Below are 25,875 nucleotides of genomic sequence, written 5' to 3'. Positions count from 1 at the left end.
AACGCCGATCAGTTCTGAACTGATCGGCGTTTCTTGTTGTTGTTTTCTTATTCGTTGGGTGCTGGCTTATCGTTTGCGAAATGTGGAGATTTGAATCACAAGTGCTGCCAATGCAAGTGCACCGCCAAGCAAGCATACGTCGAACCAGCCGCCGTGTTTCCATGCCCATGTGGAAAGTGCAGCGCCTATCGCTCCACCAAAAAACATTGCGGTCATGAAGATCGTGTTGAGGCGGCTTCTTGCTTCCTGATCAAGCGCATAAATAATATGCTGGTTTGAAACAAGTGCGCTCTGAATGCCGAAGTCGAGCACAATGACGCCAACTATCAGGGCGATAATCGATGACCAGAGACCAAAGATTGCCCAGGAAATCAGTGTGAGAATGGTACCCATTAACACGACAAAAGCGGGGCCTTTGTTATCAGCAATGCGCCCCGCATAAGGGGCTGCAAATACGCCCACAGCGCCAACGACACCGAAAAGCCCGGCAACTCCCGCGCCCATGTTAAATTCTGGCGTTTGCAGATAAAGTGCGAGAATGGTCCAGAATGCAGAAAAAGCCGCAAAAAGTGCAGCTTGAGTGAGTGCCGCGATACGCAAGGCACTGTGTTCATTCCATATCGTCGCAAGGGAGCGGATTGCCGTTTTGTAGCGAAGCCCGGAGCTTTTATGGTGTTTTGGTAATGTGAAGAACATTAAAGCGCCAGCGAAAAGCGCTAACGGCACGCCAATCCAGAACATCTCGCGCCAGCCAGCATGTTGTCCGACAAAGCCTGATAGCGCCCGGCTGAATAATATGCCCGAAAGAACACCAGCCATAACAGTGCCGATGGTTGCACCACGCTTTTCAGGCAATGCAAGCGATGCTGCGAAAGGGACAATCTGTTGCGCAACAGTTGAGCATGCCCCTACGATAAGTGAAGTAATGACCAATGCAGACGCTGATGGTGCCATCGCCGCTAAAAGCAGTGCGACTGCTAAAAGAATAAACTGACCAATGATCAGCTTGCGCCTTTCGAGGATGTCGCCAAGTGGCAACAGAAAGAATAAGCCTATTGCATAGCCCAATTGTGTGGCGGTTGGAACGAGACCTGTCATGGGGTCGTTGGGGAAGTCGGCTTCTATGATCCCCAACATCGGTTGGTTGTAATAGATATTTGCGACCGCTATCCCGCCCGCAACTGCCATTGCGAATAAAGAAAGCTTTTTAAGGCCCGTACTTGTTGTTTGTGCGGTATCGTTTTGAGTGTCCATTTGACGGCTCTTGTTCACATCTGAGGATGGGAGGTATCTGATCCATTTTGATCGAAACATGCTTTAGTAAATCTCAGCAACTGCGAGATTGGAGGTAATTTCTGGGCGGGTCTGAAAACGGCGCCATGCACTTGGGGTTGTGCCGGTCATGCGACGGAAAACACGTGATAGGTGTGCCTGATCAGAAAGGCCGCAATCGAGAGCGATCTCACACAGTGGCGCTTTGCTGTTGAGCATTTTATCCTTGGCAAACTCGACGCGGCGCTGGATCACATAATTATGTGGCGAGACACCAAAACTGTTCTTAAACGCGGCTGAGAAATAGCTGGTGCTGAGCTTAACCTGGCTCGCCATATCATCGAGAGATACCGTGTAAGAAATGCGTTCATCAATAAAACGGCGCACGCGTTTGATCTGCCATGGTGCCAGTCCACCAACAACAATCCTGTCTTCTACGTCTTTGCCATGCGTTGAAGAATTGCCAAGCAGGCTTGATGCTTGATGAAGCAGATCAATCGCGATGGTCTCATCTTTTTCGAGAAGTTTTACAGCATTCAACAGCAGGGCAGATACTTTTATTGATGTTTCGTTTGCGAAAGCATCAAGCGGAAGGTTTGGCTGATAGTGGTGAGCGTTAGCTGCGAATGTTGACATCATCGATCTCCCGTAAAATCGTTGAACAGTGTTGGTGATGGGAGGATATTGCGATGATGGGGCGCTGTTCGTAACCGTACTATAAGTGCAAAACCATACACCTGAGTTTCGATGTTCTATACCTGAGTATAGGGTTAGCTTTAGAGCGCACGGATCGGCGGTTCAAAAAAAGGGGCCAATGGCCCCTTTCTTAAAAGTGTCGATAGTTTTGATCAGCCGTTCGTCCCACGCAGGGTCTCGAACAGGAACCAGACGCGGCGTTCGCCTTCATCAATCCAGTTTTCGAGCAGGCTTGCGGTTCCCACATCACCATATTCGTCACACAATTCGTGCAGAATACGCATGCTCTCGACCAGAGCTTTGTTATCATCGCGCAGTTCAGCAAGCATTTCGTGTGGATGTACGAATTCCGCATCATTATCGAGGATGCGCTGGTGACGCGCAATGTCGCCGATGGAGCGAAGTGTGTTGCCACCAAGCTTGCGCGCGCGTTCGGCCAGATCGTCGGTAATTGCAAAGATCTGATCACCCTGTTCATCCAGAAGCAGGTGGTAATCCCGGAAATGTGCGCCAGACATATGCCAATGGAAATTCTTCGTCTTGAGATAAATGGCAAACACATCCGCAAGAAGTGCGCTGATGCCGCCGGAAATTTCCTTCACGGCTTCTTCTGGGAAACCACTTGGTGTTTTGAGTGAGGCGGAGCGGCGGGATTTGACATTATCGGTCATAATGATGGTCCTTTCATGCGTGACTGTGTTTGATGGGTCGGGAGGCAGAAAGTCGTAGTGGTAGTTTCTGAACAGAGCGGACAGGTTTTCTATACTCTATCCGCTCAGTCTATGATCAAGATGACAGCTAGTCTTGCATATTCCAATTTCATTTGGATATCTTTTTAAGAAAACATGCAGTTCACAACAGTATATCTTTAAACTGGCTTGAGCATGTGCCTTACGACTGGTGGTGTGTCACCCAGGTGGAATTTGTTCAACGTCTTTTGATCAAGCTGATCTGAATGGGTGACACGGGCATGCTGGCGCTGGTGTTCGATCCAGCTTTCAACGATGAAGGCTTCGACCACACGACCGGGTTCTGCCACATCTTCCCACACATCCCAGCGGATTGCGCCATCACGGTACCGCACTGCACTGAACTTGCGCAGAGCTGCGGTGAATTCCGCAAGACGCTGTGGTTCGATCTTGTATTCGATTTCGATCAGGACAGGACCGCGATCACCTTCAGGACGAACAGCAACAACTGGTTCTGCCCAATGGTTTGAAGGTGCGAGATCGGTGGTCGAGTCCTTTGGTAGCTGCCAGATGCGAGCCAATACCAGAGAGATAACCAAAGCAACGGCTGCAACGACAAGTGCGGTTGTGACATTGAAGCGTGATGCGATCGTTCCCCAGATGATGCTGCCGCCGGTCATGGCGCCCTGGAACACCAGAAGATAAACAGCGAGGGCACGAGCCTTGACCCAGCCCGGTGCAGCCATCTGTGCTGCGACGTTGAGCGAGGTCAGCATGCCGATCCATGCAAGGCCAGCAAGGAACATGACAACGCCACCGATCCATGCATTCGGTACGAGTGCCAGTGTGAGGGTTGCAAAGGCAAACAGGAGAGTTGCCCAGACGGAAATAGTGTTTGCAGCAACGTTCTTGCGCAGTTTCTTCAGAATAAGCGCACCAAGTACGGCACCTGCACCCATACAGCCAAGAAGAGCACCATAGCCAGCGGCATCAAGACCAAGCTCGCGGCGGCCAACCAGAGGAAGCATGGCCCACAACGCGCTGCCGAACAGGAAGAAACCAGCTGAACGGATCAGAACAAGACGCATTGCAGCCGAGTGACGTGCATAGCGATAGCCTGCGCGAAGAGCACCGAAGAAATGTTCAGGCGGAAGAGCAGATTCGGTCGGCTTGCGTTTCCAGAAGAAGATCACGCCGAGAACTGCGATGACGGAGACAGCGTTGAGTGCGAAGACGGCTGGAATGCCTGCCAGTGCAACAATGACGCCGCCTAATGCAGGGCCGATGGCACGGGAAATATTGACACCGAGACTGTTAAGCGCAACTGCATCAGGCAAAGCCTGCTTGTCAACGAGTTCTGGAACAATCGCCTGAAACACAGGGGCGCTGAGTGCTGCCGATATGCCAAGCACGAAGGTCACACCAAGCAATACCCACGGAGTTGTGAGGCCAGCGAGGGTGAGCATTGCAAGTGTTGCAGCGCCGAGAAGACCCAAAATCTGTGCGCCGAGAAGCAGTTTGCGGCGATCAACAATGTCGGCCATGGCACCGGCGGGCAATGCCAGCAGGAACATCGGCAATGTTGTTGCGGCCTGTACGAGCGCCACAAACATTGGGCTTGGCGAGAGGGAAGTCATCAGCCATGCAGAGCCAACATCGTTCATCCATGTGCCGATATTGGAGATGATGGTTGCGATCCAAAGCGCTCTGAAAACGCGGAAGCTCAATGGGCCGGATGCATTATCCTGTTTGGGGGGAGTGGCGGCGGTCATCTTGTTTCCTTTTCAGAATTCAGATGCTTTGAAAGGGGGATGGATTTGGGTGTGCAGCTTGGCTGCAAATATCATGCGCCGTGTATGGATGATTGTACATTCATACCGGCTTCAAGATGGCCCGGCTTTTGTGCCGGGCCGTTCTTGAATTAAAGGGCTGGCTTTGGCTCGAGGCGTGGGCCTGTGTGCTGGCTACGAGATTTTGCACCGTGCACCATCGTGTAGGCATAATCGACGCCCATGCCATAAGCACCTGAATGTTCACGCACGATGTTCATCACGGCATCATAGGTTTCACGGTGTGCCCAGTCGCGCTGCCATTCAAGCAGCACCTGCTGCCAGGTTACAGGAACAACACCGGCCTGAACCATGCGATCCATCGCGTAATTATGGGCTTCCAGTGAGGTGCCGCCCGATGCATCGGCGACCATATAGATTTCGTAATCGGTGTCGTTGAGAGCAGAGAGCGCGAAAGTGGTGTTGCAAACTTCGGTCCAGAGACCGGAAACCACGATCTTCTTGCGGCCTTCAGCTGCACCCTTTGCGAGCGCTTCGCGGACTTTCAGATCGTCCCACGAGTTCATCGATGTGCGTTCGAGAAGTGGTGCGTCCGGGAAAACATCGAGCAGTTCCGGATAGGTCTGGCCTGAGAAACTGTCGGTTTCAACGGTGGTGATAACGGTCGGAATATTGAAAACCTTGGCGGCCTTTGCCAGTCCAACAGTATTATTCTTCAAAACCTGACGATCGATGGACTGTACGCCGAAAGCCATCTGCGGCTGATGATCGATGAAAATGATCTGGCTGTTGGATGGGGTGAGAACTTCGAGCTTGTTGGACATGGTTATCTCCGTTTGATTTGGGTTTGTCTGTTGTTGGCTGAGATCGTTTGGTTGTGCCCTGTGATCTCGTTGAACCCAAATTAGCCGGATTGATAATTGATAACAATTGCTACAATAATTGTGATTATATTGCGTTTTATGTAATAATTATTGTGCGAGCTAAACGAGCAAAAATGCCACGAACCGCTATGAAATGGCCCGTGCGTCTTGTCCGAATTGGTGAAAGCGGTTGATGAAGAAAGCTAGGATGAACGGTTCACATTCTCTTTTGTTTTTTTGCCAGCCCCGGGGGTGAGGCTGGCAAGGTGCTAAAGCCCAAACCTGATGGGCTTTAGCTGGCAGATTTGGTTAACTGAACGGCTTGTTGATCACCAATTCCACATTCAGGTCTTCCGGTACGCCTAGTCGGAATGCCCGATCAAGAGCGGGATCATTGAGTGCTAATTCCAAACTCAAAGCGGCAAGTGATGCCTGTGTTTGAGGTCCGCTCCGAACAATGGATTCCGGTGAAGAGTGGTCGATCACGATCCCGAAGATCGACAGAGTTCCATCTGCATTATCGACAATTTCGATTGTGCGTGATTGTTGCGGGTAATCAATGTGGGAAGCTGTATTGATTTCCCATAGGCCGTTCATCGGATTATGTGGATTGTAGTGGTTCCATATACGGTTGCAATGCGTATGGCCATTAACCCAGAGAATGACATTTGGGTAGCGTGAGACAAGCGCTATGAATGCGTCAGACCCCAATCGCTCCACATCTGGCTGTCCTGCTGGAGCGCGTTTAAGATTGTCGAAAGTGATCGAGTTGTGATGTGAGAAAAGCGTAACGAGTTGATTGCGGTTTTTCGTTTCTACGCGCGTGCCGTCGGCAGCATAATAACTTGATGAAACAGATTGTAATTGGTCTTCCAGCCACTTGGCTTGATCAATGTCCAGCGAACCGTCAGGGCCACCATTCGTATTGGTCGTATCCAGCATAATCCCGGTTACGCCATCTGCCATTTGGAAGCGGTAATAAGCATTTTTCTTGTCCAGATTGTCTTGAGAAAAGCCATGCCCAGCCGGGCCGTGTGGACCATCATTATCAAGATGCATCTGAATGAATTCAGACTTCGTAAAAGGGTTACGCAGTGGGGATGATTTCACTGGTCGTGACGGTAATTTCGAAAGCATCTGGCTGAGTTGGGCTTTATCGCCCTGAACCAGCTCACCCATGAAATCAATGACTTGCATTCCGCTGGGTAGTGCAACAGGGATGCGATCACTAACCGCCATTGCCGCAACGAACGCGCTAAAATTCCCGCTGGAGAACACGCCAAAGTCCAGCTCATCATGATTGCCGAACCCTGTGTACCAGGGCATGTTCAGCCCCTGTGTAGTGATAGGCTGGCTAATATGCCCCAGAAAGCCTTCAATGACAGGATAGCCGTAAGCGCGTTTCCAAAGATCATCTGTTTGGTTGCCGGTAACGGGTTCAGGATGCCAATAAGCGTCATATACTTCGGGTGAGGTAGCGACATTGTCCTGAATGCCGATATAAGGCGCATCCGTAGCTGACATTGAGGTTACGCCGCCATTTAAAGTGGTGACCACAGCATGTAACTCATGCTTTGCTCGGGTATCGGCATTGTCTCCAGTGGAAATTGCAAAGTCAAAATCGCGTCCGCAGACAGGCCCCTTCCGGACACTATTGATGCGCCGGACCATAGCATCGAGCACTTGCAATGTCAGTGTATCCTGAGGGCGCCAGGCATTTGATAGCGGCGCTCCGTCGATCACGCCATTAAGGCCGCCATATTGACGGATGAATGCTGCATGACTTGGTGATGCCGCATCAATGACATGCAGGTCTGTCAAATGAGCAAAAGCCGCTAATGGCTTTCGACGTGTATCGCGACCATCTTTCGCGGCGGCAAGGTCTTCTCGCACGATAATTGGCCAAGGATTGTCGGAGACCAGCATACGATATCGTTTGCCCTTGCTTAGATATTCGCCCGGCACAATTGAACAATCAAGAGTGGTCACAGCGTCTGTAACTTCTTCACTCGCATAAGCCGTATTCTTTTCGCAGGCGCAGGCCATCGATAATGTCGGATAACTTGCTGTTAAAGCAACTCCAGTTTTTAGAAATGACCTTCTTGAAAACAATGTTTCAAATTTCATTTTACAATCCTTAAAATATGAAACTTCATTTACAGTATAGACCTATTTCCATTAAAAAATAACAAAATTAATTGAAGTTTATATTTAGAATAAGTAAATTATATTAAAAAAATATTGGTAACTATTATAAATGAATTGCAGCGGTTGACGCACAGAAACGCGACAATAGATTGTTGCGCATGACCCAAATAGCGATTGATCAGAATTATCTTCTTGAAAAACTATCAGCCCTACTGGCAATTCCAAGCCCTACAGGTTTTACGGATGAAGCGGTGCATTTTGTTGCACGCGAACTCGAGCGGCTCGGCCTTGAAGTGGTGCTGACCCGGCGCGGCGCAATTCGCGCACGACGCAGCGGCAAGTCCAGAAAGCCAGCGCGTGCTATCGTTTCTCATCTTGATACACTCGGCGCGCAGGTCAAATATCTCAAACCCAATGGTCGGCTTGAGCTTGTTTCAATCGGCAACTGGTCGGCACGCTTTGCTGAAGGTGCCCGCGTTTCGATCTTCTCATCCAAAGGCACCTATCGCGGGTCTATTCTGCCATTGAAAGCCTCCGGCCATACGTTCAATGAAGAAGTAGATACGCTGCCGGTTGGCTGGAATTACATCGAGCTGCGTGTTGATGCGCTGGCGCGTAACAAGGAAGACCTGATTGAGCTGGGCATCGATGTAGGCGATATTGTTGCAATCGACCCTATGCCTGAATTCATCGATAACGGATTCATCGTTTCGCGTCATCTGGATGACAAGGCAGGCGTTGCAATCATGCTGGCTTCTCTTGAAGCCATGCAGCGGCTGAAAGTGGAAACGCCAGTTGATACCTACTGGATTTTCACAATCGCTGAGGAAGTGGGCGTTGGCGCATCTGCGGCAATCGTGCCGGATATTGCCTCGCTGGTGGCGATCGATAACGGTACAACCGCTCCCGGCCAGAACTCGTCTGAGTTCGGCGTAACTCTCGCCATGGCTGATCAGACCGGCCCGTTCGATTATCATCTGACCAAGAAGCTTTACGCGCTTTGTGGTGAGCACGACATTCCGGTGCAGAAAGACGTCTTCCGCTATTATCGTTCCGATGCAGCATCGGCGGTTGAGGCTGGTCACGACGTTCGCACAGCGCTGTTGACCTTTGGTGTTGATGCTTCACATGGTTATGAGCGCATTCATGCAAGTGCTCTGACGTCCATCGCCAAACTGACCGTTCATTATGCGATGAGTGACGTTGAGATTAAACGCGACGCTGAAGAAACAACCAGGGGTGTGAAGGGCTTCACCCATCAAACATCGGAAACAGCCGAGCAGGAACTCAAGCCGGGCGACAATCCACAAAACACATAAATTTCGGAACCATACCGGCGCACATGCATTAGCAACTATGCAGGCCGCCGCCAAAACTCACGCGACGGCCTCCTTTTTTATAGATTACAATGGAGGTTTCGACCCTTTTTATGTGTGGAATTTGCGGAGAAGTCAGGTTCGACGGTGCGACACCGTCGGTTTCGGCAATCTCGAAAATGGCAGACGTTCTCGCCCCCAGAGGGCCTGATGCAGCTGGCATTATTGTACGTGGCAATGTTGGCTTTGGACACCGGCGGTTGAGAATTCTCGATCTGTCGGAAAAATCACAGCAGCCGATGATTGATGCAGATCTCGGCATCAGCGTTGTTTTCAACGGCTGCATTTACAATTTCCGCGAATTGCGCGCTGAACTCGAAGCCAAAGGCTACCGCTTCTTTTCCGATGGCGACACGGAAGTCATTATCAAGGCATGGCACGCCTGGGGCGAAGAATGCGTTTCTCGCTTTTACGGCATGTTCGCCTTTGGCATCCATGAGCGCGATACTGGCCGTGTGATTTTTGCCCGCGACCGTTTTGGCATCAAGCCGCTTTATCTGGCAGAAGTAAGCGGCGCGCTGCGTTTTGCCTCCACCCTTCCTGCACTCGTAAAGGCGGGCGGTGTCGATACGTCAATCGACCGTGCAGCGCTGCATAATTATATGAGCTTCCACGCCGTGGTTCCGGCTCCGCGCACAATATACAATGGCGTGCGCAAACTGCCTGCCGCCACCATCCGCGTTTATCAGGCTAATGGCGAGTTTCGCGACCGCATCTATTGGCAACCGCCACATAGCCGTCTGGCTGGCGACAGTGCTATCAGCCGCGAAGAATGGCAGGAACAGCTTCTTGATATGCTGCGTGTTGCCGTCAAACGCCGCATGATCTCGGACGTGCCGGTTGGTGTTTTGCTTTCAGGTGGTGTGGATTCAAGCCTGATTGTTGGTCTTCTTGCCGAAGCCGGACAAGCCGGCCTCATGAGCTTCTCGGTTGGCTTTGAGGAGGCCAATGGCGAAAAGGGTGATGAATTTGTCTATTCCGACCTGATTGCTAAGCATTTTGGCACTGATCATCATAAGATTTTCGTGCCGTCATCTGATCTGATGGATGCGCTTCCCGGCACCATTGCCGCCATGTCGGAACCGATGGTTTCCTATGACAATGTTGGCTTTTATCTCCTGTCGAAGGAAGTTTCCAAGCATATCAAGGTCGTGCAATCCGGTCAGGGTGCCGACGAGGTCTTTGCTGGCTACCACTGGTATCCGCCGCTGGTTGGCTCCAAAGATGTGGTCAGCGATTATGCAAAAGCGTTCTGTGACCGCTCGCATGATGTGCTCGCCACGCAGCTTGCATCCGAATGGATGCCGGAACGCGATTATAGCCGCGAACTGATTGCCGAGCATCTGCTGCGCGATGGTGCAGATACGCCAGTTGACGCAGCACTTCGCCTCGACAGCAATATTATGCTGGTCGATGATCCGGTCAAACGCGTGGACAACATGACGATGGCGTGGGGACTGGAAGCCCGTGTGCCGTTTCTCGATCATGAACTTGTTGAACTGGCCGCTCGTATACCGCCTGAAGAAAAGCTGCGCGATGGCGGCAAGGGCATTCTGAAGGATGTGGCCCGAAAGGTTATACCAAGCGAGGTAATCGACCGTAAGAAGGGCTACTTCCCGGTGCCGCAGCTTAAATATATCGCTGGTCCCTATCTCGATATGCTGCGTGATGCGCTTTCATCGCAACAGGCGCGCGAACGCGGACTTTTCCAGCGCGACTATCTCGACCGGTTGTTCGCGAATCCTTCCGAGCACATCACGCCGCTTCGTGGTTCCGAGCTTTGGCAGGTCGGACTGCTTGAAATGTGGCTTCAGACACAAGAGGCGGCCTGAGATGAATAAACCTCAGATGAAAAAGACAGGTGGGACTGAAATGGCGCGGCAGAAAGCAAGGGGCAGAAACGCTTTCTCGCACCGGCTGACGCGGCTGCGTACACCCGAAAGCGCTGGCTTTTATCAGGAACACCTGCCCGGTCAGACGCAACAGGGCGAACGCGACGCCAACCGCAATACAGTACTTGATTGCGGTTGGGGGCGCCTGCTTTTCGCGCAGACTTTTGAAAGCAACGAAGCGATCATTGAAGCGTTGCGCGCAGAAGCGCCGCTAAGCCGCGATATCCTGTTTTATGTTAGTGATCCGCATGTGCTGCTGTCGCTTGCGCCCCAGGAGATCTTCCTCGATCCGTCGCACACCTATCGGCTGGAGCTTTCCAACTATCGGGCGAGTAACCGCAGCACGCGCGGCATCACCATTCGCCGTGCTATATCTGAGATCGATGCCGACGGCATCAATGCCGTCTATGCGGCCTGTGGCATGGTGCAGTTGCGCGCTGACTTCTTTTCTTGCGAGCGTGACAACCGCGCTGTTACCTATTTCGTGGCCCAGGATGATGCGACAGGCGAAATTGTTGGTACAGTCACGGGTATCAATCACCAACGCCTGTTCAATGACCCTGCTCAGGGCGGTTCGCTCTGGTGCTTGGCCGTGCATCCCCAAGCACGTCAGCCGGGCATTGGTGAAAAGCTCGTGCGTAAGCTTGCCGAGCATTTTCAGGCGCGTGGTTTAAATCATGTTGATCTCTCGGTGCTTTACGACAATGACAATGCAATCCGGCTTTATGAAAAGCTGAAATTTCGCCGCGTGCCGCTTTTTGCTATCAAACGCAAAAATGCGATCAATGAGAAGTTTTTCGCCCAGCCGATCAACTCACTTGATGCGCTCAACCCTTATGCGCGTATCATCGTTGACGAAGCGCTTCGCCGTGGCGTGCATGTTGATATCACGGATGCGGAAGGCGGCTTCTTCCGTCTCTCCCATGGCGGACGCTCTATCCATTGCCGTGAAAGCCTCTCTGAAATGACATCCGGTGTCGCCATGTCGATTTGTGACGACAAGGCCGTCACCCGCCGCACTGTCGCAAAAGCCGGTTTGAGCGTACCTGAGCAGATCGCGGCTGATGCAGATGATAAAACGCTGGAAGCTTTTCTTACAAAGCACAAGACGCTGGTCATAAAACCGGCACGTGGTGAACAGGGCCGCGGGATTTCAGTGGGTATCACCACCATGAAAGACCTGCGCGCGGCCATCAAGCAGGCACGCGAACTCTGCAATCAGGTACTGCTTGAGGCCTGTTTTGAAGGCGAAGATCTGCGACTGGTGATTATTGATTACAAGCTGGTTGCTGCCGCTGTGCGTCGTCCGCCACGGGTGATCGGTGACGGCAAATCAACCATCCGCCGTCTTATCGAAGTTCAGTCACGCCGCCGTATGGCTGCAACAGGTGGTGAAAGCCGCATCCCAATTGATGCTGAGACCAAACGCTGTCTCGAGCAGCAAAGCCTTACACTTGACGATGTGCTTGACGACCGACGCGAAATTACAGTGCGCAAGGCTGCGAACCTTCATACTGGCGGCACTATCCATGATGTGACGGCCACGGTGCATCCAACGCTGGTCGATGCCGCCTGCAAGGCTGCAAGCGCAATCGGCATTCCGGTGGTTGGTATTGATTTCATGGTGAAGTCACCGGAAAAGCCCGACTATGTTTTCATCGAAGCCAATGAGCGTCCGGGCCTTGCCAATCACGAACCACAGCCAACTGCGGCGCGCTTTGTCGAGTGCATGTTCCCGCAATTGGGAACCACGATAGCGCTATAAATAAAGCCCGAATGCAGGATCTGCATTCGGGCTTTATCATCGAAGAAGGGTGTAGAAGCGTTGTTTAAACCGCTTCGTCGTGAGATGGTTTTTCCCAAAGGTTGACGCCACCTTCCACCGCATAGCGATCAATTTCGGTGAGTTCTTCCGCAGTGAATGCAAGGTTGTTGAGTGCTGCAACGTTCTCTTCAACCTGCTTTGCGGAGCTTGCACCAATCAGTGCAGAAGTAACGCGTTGATCGCGTAACACCCACGCAAGAGCGAGCTGTGCCAGCGATTGTCCGCGACGCTTTGCAATCTCGTTCAAAGCTTTGGCGCGTTCGATGTTTTCTGGTGCAAGATGTTCCTGATGCAGGAAATGACCACCCGGACGATTGACGCGCGAATCTTCTGGCACGCCGTTGAGATATTTGTTGGTTAGCAAGCCCTGCGCCAGCGGTGTGAAAGCAATGATGCCGGATCCGACTTCATCACTTGCGACCAGCAGATCTTTTTCAATCCAGCGATTAAACAGATTGTAAGACGGCTGATTGATCAGCAACGGCACCTGACGCTCCTCAAGCAGTTTCGCGATTTCGCGGGTCTTATTGCCGGAATAGGATGATATGCCGACATAAAGCGCTTTGCCCTGACGAACAGCCGATGCCAATGCATCGGCTGTTTCCTCAAGCGGTGTATTTGCGTCAAAGCGGTGAGAGTAGAAAATGTCTACATAATCAACGCCGAGACGTTTCAGACTCTGATCAAGGCTTGAAAGCAGCGCCTTGCGTGATCCGCCGCCCGCACCATATGGTCCCGGCCACATATCCCAGCCCGCTTTGGTCGAAATGATCAGCTCGTCGCGATAGGCTGCGAGCTCATGTTTCAGAATTTGTCCGAAATTGATTTCAGCAGAACCCGCCGGTGGTCCGTAATTATTGGCGAGATCGAAATGAGTGATGCCGAGATCGAACGCCTTAAACAGAATTTCGCGCTGCCGATCGAGCGTCGTTGTATCACCGAAATTGTGCCACAGACCAAGAGAAATAGGAGGTAATTTCAACCCCCTCTTGCCGACGCGGCGAAAGGTTGCGGAATCGTATCGGCGAGCATCAGGAATATAGGTCATTGAATTGTCCGTCAGAGAAATCGGCAGGATTCGGAAAATAGTGTTTTGAGTATGTTACAGTTTATAGAGCGTGCTGAAAGTAGCTATCATTCTAATAGGCAGCTATTTTTGGGTATATTTATGGCGCGATGAGCAGGTCTATTCCGCCGCTATCAGTGCTGCTTGCGGTTCATATGCTGTATCAGCAGGCTTCAGCGATACATAACCATTTTGTATCTCGAGAACATGGGAATAGACGCTTTCGCCGGTTTCGAGCGTTGGCAGCTTTTCCTCATGCATGATCGAGATGACGATTGCTTTCGAGCAATGTGTCTTGAGCGCGGTGTGGAAGCGCAGTTTTGATGCAGGATCGAGTGCGCCCGTTGCTTCATCGAGAAAGATAACCGACGGCTTGTGCAGCAAGAGGCGCGCCAGCATGATTTTCTGCTTCTGGCCACCTGAAAGCACCATGTCCCATGCTGAGCCGTCAGCATTCTCGTCATTCATCCGTAGAATAAACTCGCCAAGTCCTGCCTCATGCAAGACGGAAGCGACCGTAAGATCATTGAATTCGCTCTCAGCTTCAGGAAGGCAGATGAGCTGCTTTAATGACACGTTCGGAAATTTGGCTTCCTGTGGTGTGTAAATAGTTTTCTGACTCTCAGGATAGGTGATTTCACCAGCTCCGTAAGCCCAAAGGCCGTTCAGCGCTTTGATGAAAGATGTTTTGCCGGAACCGGATTCACCACGCATATAGACCCAGTCGCCCGCCCGGATATTGATCACGCCAGAGCGTAGAAATGGTGTTTCCGTATCCGGGCCTTGCATGAGCGCAAGATTGCGCACTGAAAGGCCAAAACGCTGATGTTGCGTTGCAAAGCTAAAGCGATTGACGCCAGACTTGGCATAGAATGCGCTCGGTTCCTGAACAGCTTCGATTGACTGCGCCAGCCCCATGACACGACCCGCATTCGCACGCAGATTTGCGATTGCAGGCATAACCTGAATAAACCATGAGCAATCATTGATCATGGCGGCGACCAGTTCAGCGCCTGTCACGTAATTGCGGAAACTGACAGCACCGCTCATATACGGCACGATGCCCGGTATATAGGCGATGATGCGATTGGACAGGAAGCCATAGGCTTGAGAGAATGCGAGATAGGCGGCATCGAAGCGGTTAAGGCGGTTCCATGTTCCGTCTACATCTTTGTAAAGGCGCCTATTGACCGAACGTTGAACCCTTTCGCCGTCTGATGCGGAAATCTGGAAACTGCGGCGTAGCAGCGTTGTCCATTCGCCACGATAAGAGCCTTCCGCTTTTTGCATGCCGAGATTGAGTTGCTCCAGCTTCCTGCCGATTTTTACAGCGATGAAGGTTCCAATTGGCACATAAACAATAATGGCAACAAACGCTAAGGCGGCACCGCCATAAGAACCGAGAAACTCAAGGCCGCTGACTTCGGTTGAGATTTCGAGCAGTTTCTGGCCGATAAAGAATGCCGAGAGCACAACGCCGACAATGCCCATAACAAGACCGATGGCACCACCCGTCATGCCCTTAATAGATTCCTGCAAGCGCTGGTCTACGTTGTCGGGAAGGTTCGAACCTTTGCCTTGCTGGAGATGAAAATGCGTGTGGTTTCGATCAAGCATTGCGTCAGAAAAGCTGTCATTGAGCCACTTACGCCATTTGCGATGCAAGGTGGTGGACAGAAGATGCCGGAAGCCAACAAGGATCACATCCTTGCCCAGCATAAGCAGGATCAACACGCCAGCATTGAGCGCAATGGCCATTAAAGGATTTTGAACCGGCGCGCTTTTTACGTTGACGATGGAATTCATCAGATGGCCGGAGGCCTCTGCCACCCAAACTGTCGTCTTACTGATAAAGGCAGTGAAGATGAAAATCGCAGCAGTCAGAGCCCAGGCTTCTTTCCAGCGATCCGACACCCAATAGGCGCGCATCAGACCCCAGAATGACGTCATTTGAGACATGGCAGTGCGATGCCCTGTGTTCAGGGATTGCTGTTGTGTCTGCCGGAATGCCTTCAATTCGTAACCACCTTGCCGATAACGCTATGTAACAGATTGCAACAAATTGTGGTTAACGAAGTGTTAATAGTCAACGCAATCTGCGATCACGTTTCGGTGGTAAAACTGAAACATTTTTTAAACCGTTGAATTGTTTTAGCGAATTGGAACGGCGTAGTTGTGGTTATTGAACGATCTCATGCTGTTGTGGCCCCAAAAGCACGATAATCGGTTCAACAATCCTCGCAAAAACGACGGGCGCTAATGGATTCGTTTTTAAACAGCCCATTCCACATCGGTGGTAAAGGCAATGGTCAGCCAGCGATCCGGGCCTTCACCGCCAAGCGCGTTACCGATTTCATCACGCAGAGCATCCCATTCCTCAAGCTTCCTTGCGGGCTGGTCACGAGGCACGATGAAATAGAGTTCCATTTGCTTGCCTCGGCCCACTTTCGCGACATAGGCGCGATAGGATTTAAAACCGTGTCGTTCGACCACTTGCCGCGCAACGGTATCAACGTGTTCCTTCAGATCGAGGGGTGTGACGAGCAGCATATCGGCCAATGCCTGTTTGATCGTTCCGATAGGCATCGGGATAATCACAATACAAACCAGCGCGAGAACTGCCGGATCGATATAAGGTGTTATCCAGTCAAGATGAGTGCCTTGAATGGCATAGCCCACCGTGAAGGCGATGAGGAGTGCTGCCGTAATGCCGCCGGACATGATCCATGCCTTGGCGTCCAGAGCGATGAAATCTGACTTAAGTTTCCGGTTGGCTCGCGTCTCTAACCAAGCCATACCAAGGCAGGCGATGAGTGCAACCACTGCATAAAAAATCGCATAGCTGAATTCGAGACTGCGCCCGCCATCCATTAAGCTGCCAATTGCATTGATAAGTGCGTAAATCGCCACGCCGGTTAGCATAATACCATTGAGGCCGAGAACCATTGGCTCCAGATGCCAGAAACCCATGGTGAAACGATCACGCAATTTACCGCTTGGCGGTTCAGCAAGTGCAGACAAGGTAATCAGTCGAGCCACCATAAGCGCAAGTCCGCTCATCGCTGCATCGGCCAGCATATAAACACCGTCAAAAACAATTGAAAATGAACCAGACAAAAGGCCAAAGACGACGCCAAAACCGGCAATAAAAATTGTAACCGCTATGGATGTTTTTAAAATAGATTGTTCACTATGCAATTTTTACTCCAAATTGATTTGAAATAACGGCAATCAATAGGGTGAATGGCTCACACGTGCCGATATTTAACTCCAATTTATATGAATATTATTGAAGAGGCAATTTCGGGTTTGTTTTATTCGATCTCTCTATAGCGTTCTTAAATGTGGACGAACCAAGCAGTCGCCAGACATTGAGGTCGATAGCCGCTATAAATCTGTGCGACTCGGCTTATCGCGCATGGGCGAGACTTCTCTGGCATTATCCCTGCTATTCACAGGCAAGTCTCAATTTAGCCAAGATTAAATAAATTTGATCCGTCTATCCGTTGACGAGTTTTTAACTTCAGATACTATATCTAGTGTTCAAGGTTCTTGCGATTCGTGAGAATTGAAAGCGAAGATGGGAATACGGTGCACCATATCCATGATGGATGTGGCTAAGCCGTAGCTGCCCCCGCAACTGTAAGCGGTTAGCCGATGTCCGAATGCCACTGGGTTAAACCGGGAAGGTGGGCAAAGGCGTTAAGTCGTGAGCCAGGAGACCTGCCTTGAACAAGAACGTCAACGGGCGGGGTGTCGGTTGGTGCGTGATAGAATGTTGGCAAAGTTTTGCCACGTCTTTTGCCGCCCTGGATATCCCCTCAAAAGCTTCGGGGTGAAAAGCATGTCGATTGATTTAGAGCCGAATATTTCCGGTCCGCCCGGTACGGGCTAGTTTACAGGACACGCGCTCTCAAAGAGCGTTTTGCCTCTCGGTTTTGTGTTTGTCACACGCATTCCGCAATGCGTGGATGTTTTTTTGCGTGTTCATTCCAGTAAAACGCAGTCAATAAAATCTCAGTTTTTAACCATGATCCGGTGCAATGCGGCTTCGGATTGTTGCTGAAAAACCCTTATCCCCAGTGAGGAAAAAATGAACGTCACCGTCTATAGCAAGCCAGCCTGCGTCCAGTGCACCGCCACCACCCGCGCACTTGATCGTCAGGGCATTGAATATGCTGTCATCGACATTTCTGCAGACAGTGATGCATATGATCTGGTTCAGGGGCTTGGCTATCGTCAGGTGCCGGTTGTTGTTGCTGGTGAATCCCACTGGGCTGGTTTCCGTCCGGATATGATCAGCTCGCTCGCTTAAGCCCAATCGCTGTCAGGGTTTGCCATGGGCCAGATCGTTTATTTTTCCAGCCGTTCCGAGAACACGCATCGCTTTGTGATGCGTCTTGGGATGCGTTCAAAGCGCATTCCGCTGGAAAGCCATGAAGACGATGCTGGCCTGTTGCGGGTGAACGAGCCTTATGTGCTTGTGACCCCAACCTATGGCGGCGGTGGAGCGAAAGGCGCTGTTCCCAAGCCGGTTATCCGCTTTCTTAACGATGCGGATAACCGATCCCTCATTCGCGGTGTTATCGCCGCCGGGAACAGTAATTTCGGCGAAGGCTTTGGCCTTGCAGGCCGAATAATTTCGGAAAAATGTCAGGTTCCCTACCTCTATCGCTTTGAGCTGTTGGGAACGGATGAAGACATTGGCAATGTTAAAGACGGGATGGAACGATTTTGGACACGGCAGACACAACCCTGACCCGTGAGCGCGAGACGGTCGCCGCTTCGGAAAAGCAAGAGTCATCCCAGGCATCGGGTGCTGCATCGGGCAGTAAGCCGCAGAAGCCCACGGAGACATCGCTGGATTATCATGCGCTGAATGCCATGCTGAACCTCTATGACGATGACGGCAAGATCCAGCTGTATCGTGACCGACAGGCAGCACAGCAATATTTTCTTCAGCACGTTAATCAGAACACGGTGTTCTTTCACAATCTGCGTGAAAAGCTCGGTTATCTGGTCGATGAAGGCTATTACGAGAGGGAAGTGCTGGACCAGTATTCCTTCAATTTTGTGCGTGATCTTTTCGATCATGCCTATGACAAGAAATTCCGTTTCCCGACCTTCCTCGGCGCTTTCAAATATTACACCAGCTATACGCTGAAGACGTTTGACGGTAAGCGCTATCTCGAGCGCTACGAAGATCGCGTCTGCATGGTGGCGTTGGCTCTTGCACGCGGCAATGAACAGCATGCGCGCGAAATGGTCGATGAGATCATTTCAGGTCGTTATCAGCCAGCAACGCCGACCTTCCTCAATGCAGGCAAAAAGCAGCGCGGCGAACTCGTCTCGTGCTTCCTTCTGCGCGTTGAAGACAACATGGAATCGATTGGTCGCTCGATCAATTCAGCACTCCAGCTTTCAAAGCGCGGCGGCGGCGTGGCGCTCAGCCTGACGAACATCCGTGAATCCGGCGCGCCGATCAAGCAGATCCAGAACCAGTCTTCCGGCATCATTCCAGTGATGAAGCTGCTTGAGGATTCATTCTCTTACGCCAACCAGCTTGGTGCGCGTCAGGGCGCGGGCGCGGTTTATCTGCATGCCCATCACCCGGATATTATGCGCTTCCTCGATACCAAGCGCGAAAATGCGGACGAAAAAATCCGCATTAAGACGCTGTCGCTTGGCGTTGTAATCCCGGACATCACGTTCGAACTCGCGAAGAACGACGAAGACATGTACCTCTTCTCGCCTTATGACGTTGAACGCGTCTATGGCGTGCCGATGACCGAAATTTCGATCACTGAAAAATATCGCGAAATGGTCGATGACGGCCGTATCCGCAAGAAGAAGATCAATGCGCGTGATTTCTTCCAGGTGCTGGCGGAAATCCAGTTTGAGTCCGGCTATCCTTATATCATGTTTGAAGACACGGTGAACCGCGCCAATCCGATCGATGGCCGCATCACCATGAGCAATCTCTGCTCAGAAATTCTTCAGGTCAGCGAAGCCAGCATCTTCAATGATGATCTGTCTTATGAGCATCTCGGCAAGGATATTTCCTGTAACCTTGGTTCGCTTAATATTGCCGCTGCCATGGATAGCCCGGATTTCGGCAAGACCATTGAAACCTCGATCCGTGCACTGACGGCCGTTGCAGATATGAGCCATATCGGATCGGTGCCTTCGATTGCCCGTGGCAATGACGAAAGCCATGCGATTGGCCTTGGCCAGATGAACCTGCACGGCTATCTCGCTCGCGAACGTATTTTCTACGGTTCGGAAGAAGGCGTCGATTTCACCAATATCTATTTCTACACGGTGGCTTATCACGCTGTCCGCGCTTCCAACCGCATTGCGGTCGAACAGAGCAGCTCGTTTAAGGGCTTTGAGAAATCGAAATATGCGACAGGTGAATATTTCGACAAATATACCGATCAGGTCTGGGAACCAGCAACGGACAAGGTGCGTCAGCTCTTTGAAGATGCCGGTATTGCAATCCCGACGCAGGAAGACTGGCAGGAACTGAAAAAGGCCGTCATGGAAGGCGGACTTTATAACCAAAACCTGCAAGCCGTGCCACCAACAGGATCGATCTCTTACATCAACCACTCGACCTCTTCGATCCATCCGATCGTTTCCAAGATCGAAATTCGTAAAGAAGGCAAGATTGGCCGCGTTTATTACCCGGCTGCCTTTATGACGAATGACAATCTTGAATATTATCAGGATGCCTATGAGATCGGCGCAGAAAAGATCATCGACACCTATGCAGCGGCAACGCAGCACGTCGATCAGGGTCTGTCGTTGACGCTGTTCTTCCGTGATACCGCGACGACACGCGATATCAACAAGGCGCAGATTTACGCTTGGAAGAAGGGCATCAAAACGATTTACTACATCCGCCTGCGCCAGATGGCGCTTGAAGGTACGCAGGTAGAAGGCTGCGTTTCCTGCGCCCTTTAGGATCGCTGATATTCAGGCTCAGGCGGCCTGTAAATGGCGTTGTTCTGCGAGCCGGTGCTCACGTACTTTATGTACGCTGCGCTCCGGTTCTCGAACCCCACCATTTTCGGCACGCCAAAGCCAGAATCTCACGCCGATCCCAATCAAGGTAGAGACAAATGAATATGCAGTTTAAAAAAGACAATGCCAAAAAGCCGGCGGTTGTGCGCGCCATCAACTGGAACCGGATAGAAGACGATAAGGACCTTGAAGTCTGGAACCGTCTGACCGGCAATTTCTGGCTGCCGGAAAAAGTACCGCTGTCCAACGATATCCAGTCGTGGGAAACGCTGAAGGCGGAAGAAAAGCAGCTCACCATCCGTGTGTTTACGGGCCTGACGCTTCTGGATACGATCCAGAACGCGGTTGGCGCCGTGACACTGATGGATGACGCTTCTACTCCACACGAAGAAGCTGTTCTATCGAACATTTCCTTCATGGAAGCCGTTCATGCGCGGTCTTACTCGTCGATCTTCTCGACGCTGTGCCTGACGCCTGACGTAGACGATGCCTATCGCTGGTCGGAGGAAAACGAATTCCTGCAAAGGAAGTCGCAGCTGATCCTTGAGAATTACAACGCCGAAGATCCGCTGAAAAAGAAGATTGCCAGCGTGTTTCTGGAAAGCTTCCTGTTCTATTCGGGCTTCTATCTGCCGATGTACTGGTCGAGCCGCGCAAAGCTTACCAATACGGCTGACCTCATCCGTCTGATCATCCGGGATGAAGCCGTTCATGGTTATTATATCGGCTATAAATATCAGCGCGCGCTTGAGAAGCTGGATGAAGCCAAGAAGCAGGAGATCAAGGATTTTGCCTTTGATCTGTTGCTGGAGCTTTATGACAATGAAGTGCGTTATACCGAAGCGCTTTATGACGGCGTCGGTCTGACCGAAGACGTCAAAAAATTCCTGCATTACAATGCAAACAAGGCGCTGATGAATCTGGGTTACGAAGCTTTGTTTCCTGCAGAAGCCTGCAAGGTCAACCCGGCAATCCTCTCGGCGCTATCGCCAAATGCCGATGAGAACCATGACTTCTTCTCCGGCTCCGGTTCTTCCTACGTGATCGGGAAGGCTGTTGCGACCGAAGACGAAGACTGGGATTTCTAAGCCCGATCTAGTTAAACCTGGAAAGCCGTATGACACCGTCATACGGTTTTTTTGATAAAGCCGATTCCGGCTATGCCAGCGACTTCTTATCAATATGGATAATTTTGCTAACCAAAATGTTGGTTGAGCTGTGTGTTTTGTTCAATTTCACTTATATCTGTTGCCATTCATATGGAGTACCTCTAGGTACAGCTCGGGAGGAGCGCTCTCTTCTTTGACGGAAGTCAGACCAGACATTTCAGCCATAAAAATCCGGCGAAATGGGGATTTAGATCCTGGTCCTCTTACTGTCCTTGACCTGCCTTTTCTCCCGCAAGTCCGAAAACATGAGCCGCGAGCGATAGAGCCAAGTTGAAAAATCACCACGACATTTGGGACATTGTTGACGCGAAAAGCGCTGCATATTTCGAACTGAGCGATACGGTTTGGGATAACCCGGAAACGAATTACGAAGAATATAAATCGAGCGACGCGCATGCGGCGCAGCTTGAAGCCGAAGGCTTCCGTGTTCAGCGTGGGATCGCAGGGCTACCCACAGCAGTGATGGGTGAGGCGGGTGAAGATGGCCCGGTCATCGCTATTCTTGGGGAATTTGATGCGCTTCCCGGTTTGAGCCAGTTTGCAGGTGTGGCGGAAGAGCAGCCGATTGAAGCGGGTGGCAATGGGCATGGTTGTGGCCACAACCTGCTTGGCTCCGGTTCGCTTCTGGCAGCGGCAGCGGTCAAGGATTATCTCGAAGCCAATGGCATCAAGGGTAGGGTCCGCTATTATGGCTGCCCTGCCGAAGAAGGTGGCTCAGCCAAGGGCTTTATGGTGCGCGAAGGCCTATTCGACGATGTCGATATTGCCTTCTGCTGGCATCCGGCACCTTTTGCGGGCGTGAATGACCCGGTTTCACTGGCTTGCAACGAAATCAATTTCAACTTCACAGGCCGCGCAGCGCATGCCGCATCAGCTCCGCATCTGGGGCGAAGTGCGCTCGATGCTGTGGAACTGATGAATGTCGGTGTGAACTATATGCGCGAGCATATGCCATCATCCGCACGCATTCATTATGCTGTCACTGATACGGGTGGCTTTGCACCCAATGTCGTGCAGGCGAAAGCCAGCGTGCGCTATCTGATCCGCGCGCTCGACTTGCCGCAGATGCAGGTTCTACTGGAGCGCGTCAAAAAGATCGCCGACGGTGCGGCTCTGATGACTGAAACCACGGTCAAAAGCGAGATTGTCAGCGGTGATGCCAATCTCATTGGCAATCCAGCCCTGGAACAATTGATGCAGCGAGAGCTGGATCGTCTCGGTCCGCCGGTTTTTGATGATCAGGATCGCGAAACCGCAAAGCGCTTTCAGGCAACGCTGACCAAAGAAGACATCTCCGATGCATTTCGCCGTTTCGGTGTTCAACCAAATGCTGAAATTGCACTTTGCGAAGGTGTCTATGAGCCTTATAAGGGCGACAACTCGCTTGTTGGCTCCACAGATGTGGGGAGCGTCAGCTGGGTCGTTCCAACGGTTCAGATGCGCGGTGCAACCTGCGCAATCGGTACGCCGCTTCATTCATGGCAGATGGTGGCGCAGGGTAAATTGCCTGCGGCGCATAAGGGCATGGCCCATGCGGCGAAAATTATGGGCAGCACAGCGATAGAGTTGTTCCGCAACCCGGAGCAGATCGATAAAGCCAAGCAAGATCATGTAAAGACGTTGAATGGTGCTGTTTTTGTGAATCCGATTCCGGATAATGTTCAACCAGCCTTGCCTGTTTCTGATAAGTAAGCACCAGCCTAAAGAGATACCCGGAAAACAAGATGACGTTTATTTCCCTATCCCCCACACGGCCTGAGGCATCATGAAGGCTTTTCTCGATATTCTGAGCTTTGGGCCTGATGGCTGGGGCTATGTGCTGATGATGGCGGTGCTCGTTACTGTGGCGCTGTCCGTTTTGGGCTATCTGCTTGGCGCGATCATTGGCGTATTCGCAGCATGGGCCAAAATCTCCGGCGGGCGCACGCTGCGCGGTGTTGCAGATGCATACACCACGATCATTCGCGGCATTCCCGACCTTCTGGTGATCTATCTGTTTTATTTTGGCGGCAGTGCTGCGGTAACGGCGATTGGCCGTTTCTTCGGCGCGCAGGGCTTTGTCGGCTTTCCGGCATTTCTCGCTGGTGTGCTTGCAATTGGCATTTCGTGCGGTGCGCATCATACGGAAGTTTTCCGTGGCGCCTTCCGTGCCGTTTCAAAGGGCGAGCTTGAAGCAGCCTCCGCTTGTGGCATGGGACAGGCGCTTAAATTCCGCCGCATCATTGCGCCGTTGGCACTTCGCCATGCGCTGCCGGGCCTTGGCAATGTCTGGCAGGTTGCACTTAAAGAATCCGCGCTGATTTCCGTTGTCGGCGTTGTTGATATTCTGCGTCAGGCTCAGATAGGTGCAGGCTCGACGGGCTTGCCGTTTAATTTCTACTTGATTGCCGGTGCGCTTTATCTGCTGATTTCGTCGGTTTCCGGCACCATTCTGCAAAAAGCTGAGCGCCACTTTTCGCGCGGCGTCCGGAGGGCATCATGAACTTTCAGTTCTATACCGAATCCTTCATGCAGATGATCAGCGGCGTGCCGCTGACCCTTCAGCTTGCAGCAAGCTCAATTGTCTTTGGCGCTATACTGGCTTTGCTTTTTGCGCTGATGCGTCTGTCGGGGATTACCGTTCTCGACTGGATCGCCCGTCTTTATGTTTTTGTATTTCGCGGTACGCCACTTCTGGTTCAGATATTCATTATCTATTATGGCCTCAGCCAGTTTCCGGCAGTGCGCTATTCGTTCCTGTGGCCAATCCTGCGTGAGCCATACTGGTGCGCAATCATTGCGCTGACGTTGAACAATGCAGCCTATGCCAGTGAAATCATCCGCGGCGGCCTTTTGTCCGTGCCAAGTGGCCAAATCGAAGCGGCTAAAGCCTGCGGCATGTCTCGCTTTACCAGCTTCCGACGCATCGTGATGCCGCTCGCTATTCGTCAGGCGCTGCCGGGCTATGGCAATGAAATGATCTCTATGGTCAAGGCGACGTCGCTGGCCTCCATCATTACCTTGATGGAAGTTACAGGCATTGCGGCCAAGCTGATCGCGGAATCTTATCGTGCGATTGAAGTGTTCGTGATTGCGGGCGCGATCTATCTCACCATCAACTTCGTTCTGACGCGCGTACTTATGTTCGCTGAATACAAGCTTACGCCATATCTGCGCCAGCCCGTTGTCAAAACCGCTACCGAAGGAAAATCATCGTGAGTAAACTTGTGTCTCCAACATCCCCGGTGACGTCGAACGTGGCTTTGAAAGTCGAAAATCTGCGCAAGAGCTTCGGTGCTAATGAAGTGCTCAAGGGCATCTCCCTGGAAGCGCGTGAAGGCGAAGTGATTTCGATCCTTGGTTCTTCCGGCTCCGGCAAATCGACGTTCCTGCGTTGCATCAATCTGCTGGAAACACCAACATCTGGTACCGTGACTGTTTCGGGTGAGACCATTCGAATGGCGAAGAACTCGAAGGGAGAAGCCTACCCGGCAGACAAAAAGCAGGTCTCGCGCATCCGCTCTGAACTCGGCATGGTATTCCAGAGCTTCAATCTCTGGTCGCATAAGACCATTCTCGAAAATATCATTGAAGCACCGATCTATGTGCAGGGCCGTTCGCGTGCCGAATGTGTCGAAGAAGCGGAAGCTTTGCTTGCCAAGGTTGGCATTGCAGACAAGCGCGATTTCTATCCGGCACATTTGTCTGGTGGCCAGCAGCAGCGCGCAGCAATCGCGCGTGCACTCGCCATGAAGCCGAAGGTTATGCTGTTTGACGAACCGACCTCGGCGCTTGATCCGGAACTGGTTGGCGAAGTATTGCGCGTTATGCGGGGACTTGCTGAAGAAGGCCGTACTATGTTGGTCGTCACGCACGAAATGAGCTTTGCCCGAGATGTGTCCAATCGCGTGGTCTTCGTGCATCAGGGATTGGTCGAAGAAGACGGCGCGCCTGAAGAGGTTTTCGGAAATTCAAAGTCCGAGCGTTTCCGCAAGTTTATCAGCCACGAAAATGCAGCCTGATTATTTCAAACATTGCTGATCTATGCCAAAAGGCGGGTCAGCAAATAACTGTCATAAGGTAA

Annotated in this window: 20 protein-coding genes and 1 riboswitch; of the genes, 11 read left to right on the top strand and 9 right to left on the bottom strand. The window is 51.6% G+C overall.

The window, feature by feature from the left end; all coding sequences use genetic code 11:
- Positions 1-66 precede the first annotated feature (66 nt).
- The 6 genes from J2782_RS13775 to J2782_RS13750 form a co-directional block, all read right to left on the bottom strand.
- Positions 67-1,254, bottom strand: a complete 1,188-nt coding sequence (locus tag J2782_RS13775) for an MFS transporter (protein ID WP_310013506.1) — start codon at positions 1,252-1,254, stop codon at positions 67-69.
- A gap of 63 nt (positions 1,255-1,317) precedes the next feature.
- The gene (locus J2782_RS13770; RefSeq protein WP_310013505.1) at positions 1,318-1,911 is read right to left on the bottom strand and encodes a helix-turn-helix domain-containing protein; all 594 of its coding nucleotides are present in this window, start codon (positions 1,909-1,911) and stop codon (positions 1,318-1,320) included.
- A 209-nt stretch (positions 1,912-2,120) separates the two neighbouring features.
- Positions 2,121-2,639: a Dps family protein gene (locus tag J2782_RS13765; RefSeq protein WP_310013503.1), complete on the bottom strand. Its 519-nt coding sequence runs from the start codon at positions 2,637-2,639 to the stop codon at positions 2,121-2,123.
- Between the two features lie 197 nt (positions 2,640-2,836).
- Positions 2,837-4,429 (bottom strand): MFS transporter, encoded by a 1,593-nt coding sequence (locus tag J2782_RS13760; protein WP_310013502.1) that lies wholly within the window; start codon positions 4,427-4,429, stop codon positions 2,837-2,839.
- Between the two features lie 149 nt (positions 4,430-4,578).
- On the bottom strand, positions 4,579-5,271 hold the full coding sequence (locus J2782_RS13755) for a hydrolase (RefSeq protein ID WP_310013501.1): 693 nt from the start codon (positions 5,269-5,271) through the stop codon (positions 4,579-4,581).
- Between the two features lie 348 nt (positions 5,272-5,619).
- Positions 5,620-7,437, bottom strand: a complete 1,818-nt coding sequence (locus J2782_RS13750) for a TIGR03767 family metallophosphoesterase (protein WP_310013500.1) — start codon at positions 7,435-7,437, stop codon at positions 5,620-5,622.
- 179 nt (positions 7,438-7,616) lie between these two features.
- Between J2782_RS13750 and J2782_RS13745 the strand changes: the two genes are divergently transcribed.
- The 3 genes from J2782_RS13745 (at position 7,617) to ngg (ending at position 12,491) form a co-directional block, all read left to right on the top strand.
- Complete coding sequence (locus tag J2782_RS13745; RefSeq protein ID WP_310013498.1) at positions 7,617-8,777, top strand: osmoprotectant NAGGN system M42 family peptidase; 1,161 nt, start codon at positions 7,617-7,619, stop codon at positions 8,775-8,777.
- A gap of 110 nt (positions 8,778-8,887) precedes the next feature.
- Complete coding sequence (locus J2782_RS13740; protein ID WP_310013497.1) at positions 8,888-10,666, top strand: N-acetylglutaminylglutamine amidotransferase; 1,779 nt, start codon at positions 8,888-8,890, stop codon at positions 10,664-10,666.
- A gap of 16 nt (positions 10,667-10,682) precedes the next feature.
- Positions 10,683-12,491, top strand: coding sequence for an N-acetylglutaminylglutamine synthetase (gene ngg, locus J2782_RS13735; RefSeq protein ID WP_310013882.1), 1,809 nt, complete (start codon positions 10,683-10,685; stop codon positions 12,489-12,491).
- 64 nt (positions 12,492-12,555) lie between these two features.
- Here ngg and mgrA read toward each other — a convergent pair whose 3' ends face one another.
- The 3 genes from mgrA to J2782_RS13720 form a co-directional block, all read right to left on the bottom strand.
- The gene (gene mgrA / locus J2782_RS13730; RefSeq protein ID WP_310013494.1) at positions 12,556-13,599 is read right to left on the bottom strand and encodes an L-glyceraldehyde 3-phosphate reductase; all 1,044 of its coding nucleotides are present in this window, start codon (positions 13,597-13,599) and stop codon (positions 12,556-12,558) included.
- A gap of 138 nt (positions 13,600-13,737) precedes the next feature.
- The gene (locus J2782_RS13725) at positions 13,738-15,576 is read right to left on the bottom strand and encodes an ABC transporter ATP-binding protein/permease (RefSeq protein ID WP_310013492.1); all 1,839 of its coding nucleotides are present in this window, start codon (positions 15,574-15,576) and stop codon (positions 13,738-13,740) included.
- A 312-nt stretch (positions 15,577-15,888) separates the two neighbouring features.
- Positions 15,889-16,815 (bottom strand): cation diffusion facilitator family transporter, encoded by a 927-nt coding sequence (locus J2782_RS13720; protein ID WP_310013490.1) that lies wholly within the window; start codon positions 16,813-16,815, stop codon positions 15,889-15,891.
- A gap of 331 nt (positions 16,816-17,146) precedes the next feature.
- Positions 17,147-17,362: riboswitch (cobalamin riboswitch) on the top strand.
- A gap of 348 nt (positions 17,363-17,710) precedes the next feature.
- Here J2782_RS13720 and nrdH point away from each other — a divergent pair.
- The 8 genes from nrdH to J2782_RS13680 all read left to right on the top strand — a co-directional run bounded on the left by nrdH (position 17,711) and on the right by J2782_RS13680 (position 25,813).
- A complete protein-coding gene (nrdH, locus tag J2782_RS13715) occupies positions 17,711-17,932 on the top strand; it encodes a glutaredoxin-like protein NrdH (protein ID WP_250041769.1) in 222 nt (73 codons plus the stop codon).
- Between the two features lie 24 nt (positions 17,933-17,956).
- Positions 17,957-18,376, top strand: coding sequence for a class Ib ribonucleoside-diphosphate reductase assembly flavoprotein NrdI (gene nrdI, locus J2782_RS13710; protein WP_310013487.1), 420 nt, complete (start codon positions 17,957-17,959; stop codon positions 18,374-18,376).
- A complete protein-coding gene (gene nrdE / locus J2782_RS13705; RefSeq protein WP_310013486.1) occupies positions 18,352-20,583 on the top strand; it encodes a class 1b ribonucleoside-diphosphate reductase subunit alpha in 2,232 nt (743 codons plus the stop codon). Before nrdI ends, nrdE begins: the two co-directional genes overlap by 25 nt.
- A gap of 158 nt (positions 20,584-20,741) precedes the next feature.
- The gene (gene nrdF, locus J2782_RS13700) at positions 20,742-21,731 is read left to right on the top strand and encodes a class 1b ribonucleoside-diphosphate reductase subunit beta (protein ID WP_310013485.1); all 990 of its coding nucleotides are present in this window, start codon (positions 20,742-20,744) and stop codon (positions 21,729-21,731) included.
- Positions 21,732-22,082: 351 nt separating this feature from the next.
- Positions 22,083-23,504, top strand: coding sequence for a M20 family metallopeptidase (locus J2782_RS13695; RefSeq protein ID WP_310013484.1), 1,422 nt, complete (start codon positions 22,083-22,085; stop codon positions 23,502-23,504).
- Between the two features lie 73 nt (positions 23,505-23,577).
- Entirely contained in the window at positions 23,578-24,294 is a 717-nt protein-coding gene (locus J2782_RS13690; protein WP_310013481.1) for an ABC transporter permease, read from the top strand.
- Positions 24,291-25,010 (top strand): ABC transporter permease, encoded by a 720-nt coding sequence (locus tag J2782_RS13685; protein ID WP_310013480.1) that lies wholly within the window; start codon positions 24,291-24,293, stop codon positions 25,008-25,010. The genes J2782_RS13690 and J2782_RS13685 overlap by 4 nt, the downstream gene beginning before the upstream one ends.
- The gene (locus J2782_RS13680) at positions 25,007-25,813 is read left to right on the top strand and encodes an ABC transporter ATP-binding protein (protein ID WP_310013478.1); all 807 of its coding nucleotides are present in this window, start codon (positions 25,007-25,009) and stop codon (positions 25,811-25,813) included. The genes J2782_RS13685 and J2782_RS13680 overlap by 4 nt, the downstream gene beginning before the upstream one ends.
- Positions 25,814-25,875: the final 62 nt, after the last annotated feature.

It is taken from the genome of Brucella pseudogrignonensis, from assembly GCF_031454375.1.
Lineage (GTDB): Bacteria > Pseudomonadota > Alphaproteobacteria > Rhizobiales > Rhizobiaceae > Brucella > Brucella pseudogrignonensis_A.
This window is presented reverse-complemented; position numbering and strand designations above follow the sequence as displayed.

Excerpts from the sequence above, each read along its gene's own strand:
- J2782_RS13690 (WP_310013481.1), top strand. The coding sequence starts at position 23,578 with ATGAAGGCTTTTCTCGATATTCTGAGCTTTGGGCCTGATGGCTGGGGC.
- mgrA (WP_310013494.1), bottom strand. The coding sequence starts at position 13,599 with ATGACCTATATTCCTGATGCTCGCCGATACGATTCCGCAACCTTTCGC.
- J2782_RS13740 (WP_310013497.1), top strand. The coding sequence starts at position 8,888 with ATGTGTGGAATTTGCGGAGAAGTCAGGTTCGACGGTGCGACACCGTCG.
- J2782_RS13770 (WP_310013505.1), bottom strand. The coding sequence starts at position 1,911 with ATGATGTCAACATTCGCAGCTAACGCTCACCACTATCAGCCAAACCTT.
- J2782_RS13775 (WP_310013506.1), bottom strand. The coding sequence starts at position 1,254 with ATGGACACTCAAAACGATACCGCACAAACAACAAGTACGGGCCTTAAA.
- nrdH (WP_250041769.1), top strand. The coding sequence starts at position 17,711 with ATGAACGTCACCGTCTATAGCAAGCCAGCCTGCGTCCAGTGCACCGCC.
- J2782_RS13745 (WP_310013498.1), top strand. The coding sequence starts at position 7,617 with ATGACCCAAATAGCGATTGATCAGAATTATCTTCTTGAAAAACTATCA.
- J2782_RS13760 (WP_310013502.1), bottom strand. The coding sequence starts at position 4,429 with ATGACCGCCGCCACTCCCCCCAAACAGGATAATGCATCCGGCCCATTG.
- J2782_RS13750 (WP_310013500.1), bottom strand. The coding sequence starts at position 7,437 with ATGAAATTTGAAACATTGTTTTCAAGAAGGTCATTTCTAAAAACTGGA.
- J2782_RS13755 (WP_310013501.1), bottom strand. The coding sequence starts at position 5,271 with ATGTCCAACAAGCTCGAAGTTCTCACCCCATCCAACAGCCAGATCATT.
- nrdF (WP_310013485.1), top strand. The coding sequence starts at position 20,742 with ATGAATATGCAGTTTAAAAAAGACAATGCCAAAAAGCCGGCGGTTGTG.
- J2782_RS13765 (WP_310013503.1), bottom strand. The coding sequence starts at position 2,639 with ATGACCGATAATGTCAAATCCCGCCGCTCCGCCTCACTCAAAACACCA.
- ngg (WP_310013882.1), top strand. The coding sequence starts at position 10,683 with ATGAAAAAGACAGGTGGGACTGAAATGGCGCGGCAGAAAGCAAGGGGC.
- nrdI (WP_310013487.1), top strand. The coding sequence starts at position 17,957 with ATGGGCCAGATCGTTTATTTTTCCAGCCGTTCCGAGAACACGCATCGC.
- J2782_RS13685 (WP_310013480.1), top strand. The coding sequence starts at position 24,291 with ATGAACTTTCAGTTCTATACCGAATCCTTCATGCAGATGATCAGCGGC.
- J2782_RS13725 (WP_310013492.1), bottom strand. The coding sequence starts at position 15,576 with ATGTCTCAAATGACGTCATTCTGGGGTCTGATGCGCGCCTATTGGGTG.